At 68.6% G+C, this 13,282-nt stretch carries 10 protein-coding genes; 5 read left to right on the top strand and 5 right to left on the bottom strand.

Annotated elements, in window-relative coordinates:
* Window positions 1-53: 53 nt before the first annotated feature.
* Window positions 54-1,343, top strand: coding sequence for an MFS transporter (locus tag CHC09_RS40200; RefSeq protein WP_239138760.1), 1,290 nt, complete (start codon window positions 54-56; stop codon window positions 1,341-1,343).
* A gap of 416 nt (window positions 1,344-1,759) precedes the next feature.
* On the opposite strand, the gene gntF is transcribed toward CHC09_RS40200, so the two are convergent.
* The gene (gntF, locus tag CHC09_RS40195) at window positions 1,760-3,007 is read right to left on the bottom strand and encodes a guanitoxin biosynthesis pre-guanitoxin forming N-methyltransferase GntF (protein ID WP_089298515.1); all 1,248 of its coding nucleotides are present in this window, start codon (window positions 3,005-3,007) and stop codon (window positions 1,760-1,762) included.
* Window positions 3,008-3,467: 460 nt separating this feature from the next.
* On the opposite strand from gntF, the gene CHC09_RS40190 reads away from it, so the two are divergent.
* Complete coding sequence (locus tag CHC09_RS40190; RefSeq protein ID WP_089298514.1) at window positions 3,468-3,833, top strand: DoxX family protein; 366 nt, start codon at window positions 3,468-3,470, stop codon at window positions 3,831-3,833.
* A 130-nt stretch (window positions 3,834-3,963) separates the two neighbouring features.
* Here the strand turns inward: CHC09_RS40190 and CHC09_RS40185 are convergent, their stop codons facing one another.
* Together CHC09_RS40185 and CHC09_RS40180 are read right to left on the bottom strand one after the other, a co-directional pair.
* Window positions 3,964-4,338, bottom strand: coding sequence for a hypothetical protein (locus tag CHC09_RS40185; protein WP_179277480.1), 375 nt, complete (start codon window positions 4,336-4,338; stop codon window positions 3,964-3,966).
* 100 nt (window positions 4,339-4,438) lie between these two features.
* Entirely contained in the window at window positions 4,439-4,924 is a 486-nt protein-coding gene (locus tag CHC09_RS40180; protein ID WP_179277479.1) for a peptidoglycan-binding domain-containing protein, read from the bottom strand.
* A 433-nt stretch (window positions 4,925-5,357) separates the two neighbouring features.
* Here CHC09_RS40180 and CHC09_RS40175 point away from each other — a divergent pair, with 433 nt between their 5' ends.
* Complete coding sequence (locus tag CHC09_RS40175; RefSeq protein WP_089298512.1) at window positions 5,358-6,890, top strand: alpha-N-arabinofuranosidase; 1,533 nt, start codon at window positions 5,358-5,360, stop codon at window positions 6,888-6,890.
* Between the two features lie 230 nt (window positions 6,891-7,120).
* Here CHC09_RS40175 and CHC09_RS40170 read toward each other — a convergent pair whose 3' ends face one another.
* Complete coding sequence (locus CHC09_RS40170) at window positions 7,121-8,395, bottom strand: CE1 family esterase (RefSeq protein WP_089298511.1); 1,275 nt, start codon at window positions 8,393-8,395, stop codon at window positions 7,121-7,123.
* 65 nt (window positions 8,396-8,460) lie between these two features.
* A complete protein-coding gene (locus CHC09_RS40165; RefSeq protein ID WP_089298510.1) occupies window positions 8,461-9,798 on the bottom strand; it encodes a glycoside hydrolase family 10 protein in 1,338 nt (445 codons plus the stop codon).
* Window positions 9,799-10,281: 483 nt separating this feature from the next.
* On the opposite strand from CHC09_RS40165, the gene CHC09_RS40160 reads away from it, so the two are divergent.
* Both CHC09_RS40160 and CHC09_RS40155 read left to right on the top strand, forming a co-directional pair.
* On the top strand, window positions 10,282-11,904 hold the full coding sequence (locus tag CHC09_RS40160; RefSeq protein WP_373871998.1) for a glycoside hydrolase family 27 protein: 1,623 nt from the start codon (window positions 10,282-10,284) through the stop codon (window positions 11,902-11,904).
* A complete protein-coding gene (locus CHC09_RS40155; RefSeq protein WP_239138759.1) occupies window positions 11,904-13,280 on the top strand; it encodes a glycoside hydrolase family 43 protein in 1,377 nt (458 codons plus the stop codon). The genes CHC09_RS40160 and CHC09_RS40155 overlap by 1 nt, the downstream gene beginning before the upstream one ends.
* Window positions 13,281-13,282 lie beyond the last annotated feature (2 nt).

Genomic DNA, 13,282 nt, shown 5'->3' with positions numbered 1-13,282 from the left:
TATGTATCTACGGTTGGCTGGCTTGCGTTCCTCATCCCATGGAGGTGATCCGGGTGGGCCCTGCCGCGTCCGGACTTTCCCTGTTCAAACAGCCCAGAGCGGTCTTCGCGGTCGCCTTCGCCTGTGTCGTCAGCTTCATGGGCATCGGCCTGGTCGACCCGATCCTGCCCGCCCTGTCCGCGAAGCTCGACGCCACGCCGAGCCAGGTGAGCCTGCTGTTCACCAGCTATCTCCTGGTCACCGCGGTCGCCATGCTCTTCACCGGCTGGATCGCCAGCCGCATCGGCGCCAAGACCACGCTGATCGTCGGGCTCTGCCTCATCGTCGTCTTCGCCGCCCTGGCGGGTCTGTCCGGCTCGATCAACGGCATCGTCGGCTTCCGCGCCGGCTGGGGCCTGGGCAACGCGATGTTCATCGCCACCAGCCTCGCGGTCATCGTCGCGTCCGCCACCGGCGGGTTCGCCGGGGCGATCGTGCTCTACGAGGCCGCGCTGGGTCTGGGCATCGCGGCCGGTCCGCTGCTGGGCGGCCTGCTCGGCGACATCAGCTGGCGCGGTCCGTTCTTCGGCGTGGCGGTCCTGATGGCGATCGCCCTGCTGGCGACGATCACGCTGGTCGAGCCCCTCCCGAAGCCCCCACGGCCGACACCGCTGCTCGCCCCGATCAGGGCGCTGCGCCACCGCGCCCTGCTCACCATGGGCATCACCGCGCTGCTGTACAACTGGGGCTTCTTCACCATGCTGGGCTACGCCCCGTACCCGATGAAGCTCGACGAGATCCAGCTCGGCTTCGTCTTCTTCGCCTGGGGCCTGCTGCTCGCGTTCTTCTCCATCACCGGCGCGCCCTGGCTGCAGCGGAGGTTCGGCACCGCCCCGTCGCTGTACGGCGCGCTCACCGCGTTCGCGGTCCTGATCGTGCTGATCGGCGTGTTCACCGACAACCGCTGGGTCGTCATCACCTGCGTGATCGCCTCCGGCATCGTGGCCGGTGTCAACAACACGCTCACCACCCAGGCGGTCATGCTGGTCGCCCCGGTCGAGCGGCCGGTCGCCTCCGCCGCCTACGGCTTCGTGCGGTTCATCGGCGGTGGCCTGGCCCCGTACGCGGCCGGCAAGATGGTCGATCACTGGAGCATCCACGTGCCGTTCGTGGTCGGCGCGATCGCCGTCCTGATCGGCGTCGCCGTGCTGACCACCGGGCACGGACCGCTGTCGCGGGCCGACGCGGCCATGGCCGCCGACGGCGCCCACGGCTCGGCTGACGACGTCGCCGGCGAGATCGCCGACGAATTCGGCGGGGCTCCGGACGCCATCGACTTCGAGAAGGAGGTCGGGCGGCGCTGACCGCGCCTGCACCCCACCGCCGGCCGGTCGTTGCGTCCACTCCAGGCGGAGGGCACGATCGGCCGGCAGATCAAGATCGGTTTCCGGTACGGCGGCAAGCCGTCGCCAGCGGCCCTCGCCGGCGCGTCAGCCCCGCATCGCCTTCTGCAGCAGTGCCGTCAGCTGCTAGCGCTCCGCTTCGGTGAGGTTGGCCGCGGCCGCTCGCGGAAACTCGAAGGACTGCTCGAACTCGCCGTAGAGGTCGTCGCCGCTCGGCGTGCGCACGATCTGCCGGGAACGCCTGTCCTCCGGGTTCGTCTCGCGATGGAACAGCTCGCGGGCCTCGAGGCGGGCGACGATCTGAGGTCGTCACATTGCCGGAGGCGCTTCGGGATTGAGCGCGTTTCGCGCGGCTGTCCACTGGTCGAGGCCGGTGGCTAGGCGCGGCGTGCCCGGCAGAGCAGGATCGCGGCGTAGCCGTGGGAACCGTGCTGGGCTGTCGGTATGACCTCGATCCCCTCGTGCAACGGTTCGAAGTCGGGCCGGAGGGCCGCTCGGAGGTCGCGTTCGTCGATGTCGGCGCCGGGGAACGTCTTGCCACCGACCGTGTAGCCGCGGCACCGGCGCAGCGCCGCGGTGAGGAAGAGGCCGCCGGGCTGAACCAGGCCGGTGATGTGGCGCATGAACAGTTCCCACGTGGCGAGGTCGTTGGTCGCCGAGTCCGCGCAGTAGGCGCTGACCACCGTCGGGTAGCTCCGGTTCACCGGACGAGGCCGGCGGGCGTCCACCCGTACCAGGGTGGTGATCTTTGCCCTGGTCAGGTCTTCGCGCGCGGTCACCTCGTCGTCGGTCGGACTGGTGTTGCCCTCGCACTGCAGGGTGTAGCGGACGAACGGCCGCCAGTCGTGGGCGCCGGGTGCACGCTCGATCCACCGTTGGATCTCGGCCAGGTTCCCAGGCAGATAGTCGCCCAGATGGATCTCGGATGCCGTCTCGGCGCACGCGAACACGTGGTGGAGGGTGGGACCGGTCCCGAAGTACAGGATCGGCTGATCGCGTTCGGCATGGCGCATCGCGTCGACGAGGAACGCGATCGTGGCGATCTCGTCCGGTTCGACGGTGCGGTAGTAGTCGGTGAGGTACTCGGCCGGCACCCAGTCGGTGTCGAACGACGCGTGTCCGCGGGCCCTGTCGAGGACGGTCCGGGTGAGGCGGGCAAGTGCGGCTTCGTAGAACGCGGCGCCGAGGTTGGCACCGGCGAGGAAGATGAGTGCCTCGTCGGTGGTGATCGAGTCGGTCGTGACCGCGGCACCGAACGCGGCCAGGTAGTACGGCACCTCCTTGGCGATCTCGGTGCCGGTGTAGGCCACGGCAGCGGTCAGCCGAGCGGCGGGCTCATTGCCGAACCGGCGCCGGGTGATGTCGTACGCCAGTTTGGACAGCACGTTGGTGCTCGTCCCCGTCGCCGCCAGCAGACTTCCGTTCGCTCTCAGGTTGACGCGCAGCCCGGACATCCAGACCGCGTAGCTCGCCAGGAGGAACGCCACCACCGATCGATGGCCGAGGTCGGCAAGCAACCCGGAAGCGACCAGACCGGCGCCGGTGGCCGCCGCCAGAACGTCCAACGCGTAGGTGGACGCCGCGGTGGCCGCCAGGCTGACGGCCCAGGCGGCGATCGGCGACATCGTCGAACCCCTGGCGGTCCTCACCGGCGGAACCAGCGATCGGACCATGGGGCTCCGCCGGGAGGTGATAGTGCGCGATGCCTGGAGAGCGCATCGCGGTAGGTGTGCCGGACCCACTCGCCGCGGCGGCCGGCGGGCGTGCCGGCCCTCGCGGCCCGATCAGCCGCCACACCACGGCGACCGCGCCGTCGTTCAGAATGGCCTCCCACGGCCGGCGCCGCCGCAGCCGTGGTCACCGCCGCACCGGACGTTGCGTTGTATCCATCGCTCCTCCTCGGCAGAGACGTCGTAATGGAGAGGGCGGGCGATGCCCGCTTCGTACGTCGCCTTGCCGACAGCATCGAGCGACCGGGCGCGCGGAGGCTCGCTGACGACCGTTACTGCCGGGCGGTTCGAATGAAATCTGGCACGCTGAAAGAACGCGGGACCCTGCTTATTACCGCCGGGTAGGGTCGGTGTCATGACCAAGAAGGCGTGGGGCCTGGCCGCCTTGCTCACCACATCGGGCGCGCTGCACTTCGCGAGGCCCGAGCCGTTCGACACGATCGTGCCGCGCAGTCTCCCGGGCAGGCCGCGCACCTGGACGTACCTCAGCGGCGTAGCCGAACTGGCGGTCGCGGCGGCGCTGGCCAACCCGCGCACGCGGCGGGCGGGCGGCGTCGCGGCGGCGGTGTTCTTCGCGGCCGTCTTCCCCGCGAACGCGAAAATGGCGTACGACTGGCGCGGGGCGTCGCCGGTGAAGCGGGCGGTCGCGTACGGCCGCCTGCCGCTGCAGCTTCCACTGATCTGGTGGGCGCTCGAGGTCGCCCGGGATGACACCGAGTAGGACTCGACCGTCCGGGATTCCCGATCCGGCTATCGCGTCGACTCGAGCCGCATCAGGCTGATCGGCGAAGCCTTGCGGTGCGGTTACCCGTGACAGCGGGTCGGCGACGCCTCTGACCCAGCGCCCGTGATCAGGCCGGTGAATCGTCGACTGCAGTCTCGGGCGGCGTGCCCTCGGCCGCGGCAGCAAGCTCGATCCGCTCGGTTTGGTTCGCTCCGATGACTTCGATGCCTCGCGTTCCGACATGGCCGGTCAGGTCGAGCTCGACGACGTAAGGGACGATCGCGGGCTGACCGATCGCGGGGGTGCATCCGACAACCTCGATGCCCCAGTATTCCGGCTTCTGCACATAGTGCCGCGGGTTGAGCGAGACCTGCGTGTTCGCGAACAGTTTTTCCCCGGCGACGACGAGCATCGGAGGCGGCGGGGGATAGATCATGAGGGAGACGACGTCGGCCTTCTCGAAGTCGATGACGCGGCACGACAGGTTCTCTGATGGGGGCACGCCTTGCTCCTTCGATGATTCATGCTGATCAGCCGGTTTGCTCGAAGTCAGGGCAGGATCGCCGCGTACGCCGCTGCGTGGCGATTCGGGGGCGCGGATGCTATTCGTTCGCAGTGTGCTGAAGGCCGACCACGAATTCGAGCGCCAGCGGCAACGCCGTCCAGGTTTTCTGGCCGACCACGCCGTCTACCGGAAGGTCCGCCCAGCCCTGAAAGGCACGCACCGAAGCGTCCGTGTTCAGTCCGAAATGCCCATCGATTCCCTGTGGCGTCGTCTCCCACAGGCCCGCAGCGCCGAGGGTCAGGGCCTGCTGCAGGTTGCGGACCACGTCACCCTGCGAGCCTTGTCGCAGCGTCGGCATCGCATTGCCGTCCGGAAGCACCTTCCACGTCGCCTCATCGACGACGCCGGTCACCGGCAAACCCTCCACCGCCTGGAAGTCCCTCGTCGCGGCCTCCGTCTTCGGCCCGAAGCTGCCGTCCACGACGAGCGTGGTGTTCGGGGTGCGCCGCAGCGCACGCTGCGCCTGACTTACCGTGTCGCCGGTGGCGCCCGGACCGACCGTCGGCATTCCCTCGTTGGCCATGATGCTCCTCGTTCGGCGGACTGGGTCGTTCCTGCAGGTCGATGCCCCGGTTGGAGCTCGGTGCCGCTTCGGCTCCGGCCCAGTGGCCGCGCATGCCGGGACAAGACTTCCATCATCTTCAATGTCTATGGTCTGGTCAACCACCCAGCCTCCCGTAGAGGAACCGAAAGTTTCGGAACGATTCGAGGAATGTGGCGGTAGAGCTATGAGGTAGTTCATAGTGATGCCAAGATATTCATGCGCGTAGTGACAGCTGATCGAGCATGCAAAGTCGCCGGAGGAGTGCGCGGCGATACCTCGCGCATCGGTCTCGGAAGTGCCGATATATTGGCCGAAACTATCGGAGGTGTGGCTTGCCGACAGGGTCCTTTGAGAGGCATCTTGGCGAGGTCGTGGCCACCTTCAGCATGATCCCGCGTAGGAGAGGCAGCCGTTGACCATCGAAACCGTCATCAACGTGGACCTCGACGGCCCGCGGATCAACCGGCACGTCTACGGGCACTTCGCCGAGCACCTGGGCCGCGGCATCTACGGCGGCTTCTATGTCGGCGAGGACTCCGACGTCCCCAACGTGGGCGGGATCCGCCTCGACGTCGTCGAGGCGCTGCGCGACCTGAACATCCCGAACCTGCGCTGGCCGGGTGGATGCTTCGCCGACGAGTACCACTGGCGGGACGGCATCGGGCCCAAGGACCGGCGGCCGACCATGGTCAACACGCATTGGGGCGGGGTGGAGGAGAACAACCACTTCGGCACCCACGAGTTCATGGCCCTGTGCGAGTTGCTCGGCGCCGAGCCGTACATCAGCGGCAACGTCGGCTCCGGCACCGTGCGCGAGATGAGTGAATGGGTCGAGTACCTGACCCGCGACGGGGACTCGCCGATGGCCCGGCTGCGCAAGGCCCACGGCCGGGACCAGCCGTGGCAGGTCCGCTTCTGGGGCCTGGGCAACGAGGCCTGGGGCTGCGGCGGGAACATGACCGCCGAGCACTACGGGCAGGAGGCCCGCCGGTACGGCACCTACTGCCGCGACTACGGCGACAATCGGCTCTACAAGATCGCCGCCGGGGCCAACGCCGACGACTACGCCTGGACCGAGACGCTGATGAAGCAGGTCGGGCACCTCGGCTGCCAGCGCGTCCGCAGCACGGCCTACCACGCACTGTCGGTGCATTACTACACGATCACCGGTCCCACCTGGGAGGAGAAGGGCTCGGCCACGGTCTTCGACACCGGGGAGTACTACACCACGATGGCGGCCGCGGCCGGTGTCGAGCAGGTGCTGGCCGGGCATGCGGCGGTGATGGACTGCTACGACCCGAACAGGACCGTCGGCCTGGTTCTCGACGAGTGGGGCACCTGGTTCGACGTCGCCCGCGGCACCCATCCGGGCTTCCTGTTCCAGCAGAACACGCTGCGCGACGCGCTGGTGGCGAGCGTGCACTTCGACATCTTCCACCGGCACGCCGACCGGCTCGTGATGGCCAACATCGCCCAGACCGTGAACGTGCTGCAAGCCATGATCCTGACCGACCCCGACTCGCAGGCCATGGTCCTGACCCCGACCTACCATGTTTTCTGGATGAACCGGGACCACCAGGACGCGACGTCGCTGCGGGTCGACCACCGCACCGCGCCGCCCACGCGCCCGGTCGGTGACACGACCCTGACCACCGTCTCGATGTCGGCCAGCCGCAAGGACGGCCGCCTGCTCGTCTCGCTGTCGAACCTCGACGCCGCCAAGGCCGCCGAGGTGGAGATCGACCTGCGCGGTGGCGGCGTCGAGAGGGTCGACGCGCTCATCCTGACCGCCGCGGCGTTGCCGGACCACAACACGCCGCAGGCGCCCTCGGTGGTCGCGCCGCGCCGGTACGACGGCGTGTCGGTGACCGGCGACCGGCTGCGCGTGCATCTGCCGGCCGCATCGTTCGTCACCGTGAGCGGCGCGCTCACTCGCCCGGCGTGAGCAGGGTGGCGAGCTTGCCGCATCAGGCCGCGGCCAAGGATCGCGGCGCCGTCGTACGAGGCTCCCGGCGGCCGCGTCGCGCGGCTGCCGGGAGCTGTCGGCGGTGACTCGGCGGCCGTTCGGCCGCCGCGGGCGCTGCCGTTGAGCGCGAAACCGGTCGGCATCCCGGAGCCGGGCGACGAACGTGGGTCATCATGGCGCCGGAGGGGGACCCGCTGACGGCCGCCGGCTCAGCTCAGAGCACAGGTCAGCGTCGGTGTGGTGGCCGCGTTGCCATTGGCGAGCAGGCCGAAGCTGGTGCCGGCGCCGGGTGCCAGCGAGCCGTTGTAGGTCGCGTTGGTGACCGTGGCGGTGCCGCCGCCGGTGGTCAGCGAGCCGTTCCAGACCTGGCTGATCGACTGCCCGGCCGGCAGGGTCCAGCTGACCCGCCACCCGGTGGTGGCGGCCGAACCGGTGTTGGACACGGTCACCTCGGCCTGGAAGCCGCCCTGCCAGCTGTTGACCACCCGGTACGTGCTGGCGCAGGCGCCGGGCTGGCCGCTGGGGGTGCTGGACGGGGTGACCGACGGCGCCGGTGAGGTCGGCGTCGTGCTGGGCAACTGCGAGAAGAAGTTCCAGATCTCCCCGCCGGTCCAGGTGCGGGCGCCGTTCGTGCTGGTCGAACCGTCCACCGGTTCCGGGGTGTGATCGCCGTCGAAGGCCGCCCACCGCACCGGATAGCCGGCCCGGCAGCCGGTGTAGGCCGTGACGACGTGGGTCAGGCTGCCCCGCGCCGGCTCGGGCGGGCTCTGCGGTGTGCAGCCGTTGTTCCGCACGAACGTGTCCCGCAGGCCGCGCCCGAGTGAGATGTCGAGGACGCTGTCGTGGGTTCCGTGGATGCCCAGGTAAGCGACGGGCTGGGTGCCGCCGGCGCAGCCACTGAGGTTGGCTCCGGACAGGACCGCCACCGCGCGGAAGACGGTCGGGCGGGCACACGCCACGGCGTAGCTCATCGCGCCGCCATAGCTCCAGCCGAGTGCGAACAGCTGCGAGGTGTCGACGCACAGGTCGCCCTCGATCAGCGCGGTCAGGTCGTCGACCAGGGTCAGGTCCCGGCCCCCGGTGTTGGCCCAGCCGTTGTCGATGCCCTGCGGGGCGACCAGGATCGCGCTGTTGTCCGACAACCGCTGCTGGCCGTAATAGGCCCAGGTGGTGCCGGCCGTGCCGCCGGTCGCGACGTCGTTGGCGGTGCCGTTGAGCCAGTGGAAGGCGAAGATCAGTTTGTACGGGCGGGTGCGGTCGTAGCCGTCCGGGATCCGCAGGATGTAGGTGCGGTTCTGGCCGCCGCTGCGGATGGTGCGGGTGCCACTGGCCAGCGTCGGGGCCTTGCCGCACCCGGCGGTGGTGGCCGCGGCGCCGGCCTGCGCCGCGGAGGCGGTGTCACCGAGGACACCGGTGAGCATGGCGGCGGCCATCGCCAGCATGGCGGCGACCGCGGTCAGGGGCGCGAGATTTCGTCGGGACATCGCGGATTCCTTTCCCCGGTGCCGGCCGTGGTGGCCGGCACCGGGATCGGCTTGATGGAGGTGGGTCAGCCGGCCGAGCAGGCCGGCGTGGCGGTGGGTCCCGCGCCGGTGCCCTGGAAGCCGAACTCAGTGGCGCCGCCGGCCGCGAGTTGTCCGTTGTAGGCGACGTTGCGGAAGCTGACCGTGCCCGTGGTGCCGGTGTTGGTGGCGCTCCACGCGCTGGTCACGGCGCTGCCCGAGGGCAGGGTCACGGTGACGGTCCAGCCGTTGATCGGGGCGGATCCCGCGATGACCCGGACAGTGGCGACGAACCCGCCGTTCCACGAGTTGAGCGACACCGACGCGCCGCACGCGCCACCGGATTGCGGCGGAGCACTGGTGCTCGAGGACGGCGTGGTGCCGCCGGCATTGAGTGCGTTGAGCACGGAGGTGTAGGCGGCCTTCTTGTTGCCGGAGTTGTCGAACAGCAGCGGGTTCTCGCCGGTGCGCCACGAGTCGCTGTCTCGGATGCCCCACACGGTGATGCCGGTGCAGCGGGACACCGCCATGCAGGCGCGGGTGACGCTCGCGTAGACGCCGGCCTGGTTGCCGCCCTGCGCCACGTCGAGTTCGGTGATCTGTACGTCGACGCCGAGGTCGGCGAAGCGCTGCAGGTTGGCCTGGTAGTCGCCGGGGATCCCGGTGCCCAGGTGGGATTGGAAGCCGACGCAGTCGATCGGCACGCCGCGGGACTTGAAGTCGCGGACCATGTTGTAGATCCCGGTCGACTTCGCGTTGACGCCGTCGGTGTTGTAGTCGTTGTAGCAGAGTTTCGCGTTCGGGTCGGCGGCTCGGGCGGCGCGGAACGCGGCTTCGATCCAGTCGTTGCCGGTGCGTTGCAGGTTGGAGTCGCGTCGCCCGCCGCTGCCGCCGTCGGCGAAGGCCTCGTTGACCACGTCCCAGGCGTAGATCTTGCCCTTGTAGTGGGTGGCGACCTGGGTGACGTGGTTGATCGCCGCGGTGCGCAGCGCGCTGCCGGACAGCGACTGCGCCCAGCCCGGCTGCTGGGCGTGCCAGAGCAGCGCGTGGCCGCGGACCTTCGATCCGTTGGACAGGCCCTGGTTGAGGATCCGGTCGCCGTTGGTGAAGGTGAACCGCCCCTGGGACGGTTCGGTGGCATCCCACTTCATCTCGTTCTCGGGAGTGACCGCGTTGAATTCGCGGGTCAGGATGCCGGTATAGGTGCCGTCACCGAGCTTGCCGGCGGCGATCGCCGCGCCGAAGTAGCGGCCGGACTGTGCGGCTGAGGCGCCGAGCGTGCTGGCGGCCTCGGCGGTGCCGGTCACGGCGACGCCGGCCGCGACGACGATCCCCGCGGCGGCCGAGGCCAGAAGCAGGGAGCGGCTCTTCCTGAAGAGGGGCATGGTGGGGAACCTTTCCGAGCGGGGGAGGACTCGAGCCAGATTTGGGAGCGTTCCCATCAGTGCGATCCAATGTTGCCAGTGCATTTCGCGGAAATGCAAGACGCGACCATTGGTCCGGTGCCGGCATAACGGTTTGTGCGTGCCGATACGGTGACTGAAAGATTTGCCGAGAAAAGTTGTCGCCCCGGAAGTGTTATGTGAGCGGCTGCTGCCGGGTCGCCCCTGCGATGCCGCGGAATTCTTTGCACGACGGAAGCCTCTGACCAGGAGATGCGCGTCTTGAGGTGGCGGATCGCCGCGCCTTTCGGGGATGTCCGACCATGCGACGTCAAAGGACCTCTTGAATGTCTGGAAACATCCTGGCAATCTTCCAAATCAAGCTGTTAGCGCTCCCATCTGAGGTCGTTATCCCCCTCGTCCAGTCCTGGACCAGTGGGCGAATCGGTGTGAGCGATAACAGAAACAGCTCTGGATGAGGCGATGATGAAGAAGATCAGAAACGTGCTCGCCGCGAGCCTGCTGCTCCTCGCCGGCATCGCGGCCACGCTGCCCGCAACAGCGGCCCAGGCCCTCGACAACGGTGTCGCCCGCACCCCGCCGATGGGCTGGAACAGCTGGAACACCTTCGGCTGCAACATCAGTGAGACGCTGATCCGGCAGATGGCCGACGCGATGGTCAGCAGTGGCATGCGCGACCTTGGTTACCAGTACGTCGTCGTCGACGACTGCTGGTTCAACCCGAACCGGGACAGCTCCGGCAACCTGCAGGGCGACCCGACACGTTTTCCCAGCGGCATGAAAGCCCTCGGTGACTACCTGCACGGCAAGGGCCTGAAGTTCGGCATCTACCAGGGACCACTGGACAAGACCTGCGCCCAGTACTTCAACAGTTATCCCGGCGCCACCGGCAGTCAGGGCCACGAGGCGCAGGACGCCCGCCAGTTCGCCGCCTGGGACGTCGACTACCTCAAGTACGACTGGTGCTCACCGACCGGCACGATCAACGACCAGGTGACCACCTTCGCCAAGATGCGTGACGCGCTCGCCGCCACCGGCCGGCCGATCGTCTACAGCATCAACCCGAACAGCATCCACGCCAAGACCGGACCGCAGCGCAACTGGGGCGACGTCGCCAACATGTGGCGCACCACCGAGGACATCAGCGACGCCTGGGACACCGGTCAGACCAACGGCTACCCGATGGGCGTGAAGAACATCGTCGACATCACCGTCCCGCTGGCCGGTTACGCCCGGCCGGGACAGTTCAACGACCCGGACATGATGGAGGTCGGCCGCGGCGGCATGACCGATACCGAGCAGCGCAGTCACTTCGCGCTCTGGGCCATGATGGCCTCGCCGCTGATCGCCGGCAACGACCTGCGCTCGATGAGCACCGCCACCCAGACCATCCTGAAGAACCCCCGGCTCATCGCGATCAACCAGGACACGCTCGGTCTGCAGGCCACCCAGATCTCGTACGACGGCACGCGCCGCGTCCTGGCCAAGAGACTCGCCAACGGCGACGTCGCGGTCGCCCTGTTCAACCAGGGCAGCTCCAGCACGACCATGTCGACCAGCGCCGCCGCGGCCGGCAAGTCCGGCACTTCCTTCACACTGCAGGACGCCTGGACCGGTGCCACGACGACCAGCACCGGGACCATCAGCGCCACCGTCCCCGGCCACGGCACGGTGGTCTACCGGATCAGCGGCGGGACGAGCACCCCGTCGGACACCACCACGATCGTCAGCGCCGCCTCGGGACGCTGCCTCGACGTACCCAACGGGAACACCGCCAACGGCACCCAACCGGTCATCTGGGACTGCAACGGCGGCACCAACCAGCGCTGGACCACCTCCGGATCGAGCGTCCAGGCGCTCGGCAAATGCCTCGACGCGCCGACCGGCGCCACCGCGGGCGCCAAGGTCCAGCTCTGGGACTGCAACGGACAAGCCAACCAGCAGTGGACGACCCAGTCCGACGGCACCATCCGGGGCACCGCCTCAGGACTCTGCCTGGACGTCGACCACAACCTCACCGCCAACGGCACGCTCGTCCTGCTGTGGACCTGCACAGCCGCCGCCAACCAGCGATGGAGTCGCGTCTGATGCCCAGGAAACCGTTCGCCGGCATGCTCTGCACGGTGGCCGTGCTGCTGCTGAGCGCCGTGCTCCCGACCGCCGCCCGGGCCGACAACCCGATCGTGCAGACCGTCTACACCGCCGACCCGGCGCCGCTGGTGTACAACGGCCGGGTCTACCTCTACACCGGTCACGACGAGGACAACTCGACCTACTTCACCATGAAGGAGTGGCGGGTGTACTCGTCGGCCGACATGGTCAACTGGACCGACCACGGATCGCCGATGAGCCTGGGCACCTTCAGCTGGGCCAGCGCGAACGCGTGGGCCGGTCAGGTGGTCGCGCGCAACGGCAGGTTCTACTGGTACGTCCCGGTCACCAACCGCGCGACCGGCCGGATGGCTATCGGTGTCGGCGTGGCCACCAGCCCGACCGGCCCGTTCACCGACGCGATCGGGCGCCCGCTCGCGGAGAACGGCGAGATCGACCCGACGGTGTTCCTCGACGACGACGGCCAGGCCCACCTCTACTGGGGAAACCCCAATCTCTGGTACGTACGCCTGAACCCCGACATGATCAGCTACAGCGGCGCCGTCACCCAGATCCCGCTGACCACCTCCGGATTCGGTACCCGTACCGGCAACGCCGGCCGGCCGACGCTGTACGAGGAAGGTCCCTGGGTCTACAAACGCAACGGGCTCTACTACAACGTGTTCGCCGCCAAATGCTGCTCGGAATTCATCGGTTACTCCACCGCGCCGGGCCCGACCGGGCCGTGGACCTACCGCGGCACGGTCATGCCGACCCAGGGCAGCAGCTTCACGAACCATCCCGCCGTCATCGACTTCAACGGCGGCTCCTACTTCTTCTACCACAACGGCGCGCTGCCCGGCGGAGGCGGATACACCCGCTCGGTCGCCGTGGAGAGATTCAGCTACGACACCGACGGCACCATACCGGCGATCAATATGACCACCAGCGGCGCGCCACAGGTCGCAACGCTCAACCCGTTCGTCCGGCAGGAGGCCGAGACCATCGCCTGGAGTTCCGGCGTCGAGACCGAGCGCTCCGGCGAGGGCGGCATGAACGTCGGTTACCTCGACAACGGCGACTACATCAAGGTGAAAGGCGTCGCCTTCGGAACCGGTGCCACCTCGTTCTCGGCACGGGTCGCCTCCGCGGCCGCGGGCGGCCGCATCGAACTACGGCTCGGCAGCGCCACCGGCACACTCGCCGGGACGTGCACGGTTCCGGCGACCGGCGGCTGGCAGATCTGGACCACCGTCAGCTGCCCGGTCAGCGCTGCTACCGGCACCCGGGACCTGTACCTGCGCTTCACCGGCGGCAGCGGCTACCTGTTCAATCTCAACTGGTGGCAGTTCGCCGGGGCATCGATGCGTTAGGG

Source organism: Actinoplanes regularis (assembly GCF_900188005.1).
Taxonomy (GTDB): domain Bacteria; phylum Actinomycetota; class Actinomycetes; order Mycobacteriales; family Micromonosporaceae; genus Actinoplanes; species Actinoplanes regularis.
The sequence above is the reverse complement of the archived record's forward strand: the minus strand, read 5'-3'. Positions and strand labels throughout refer to the sequence as shown.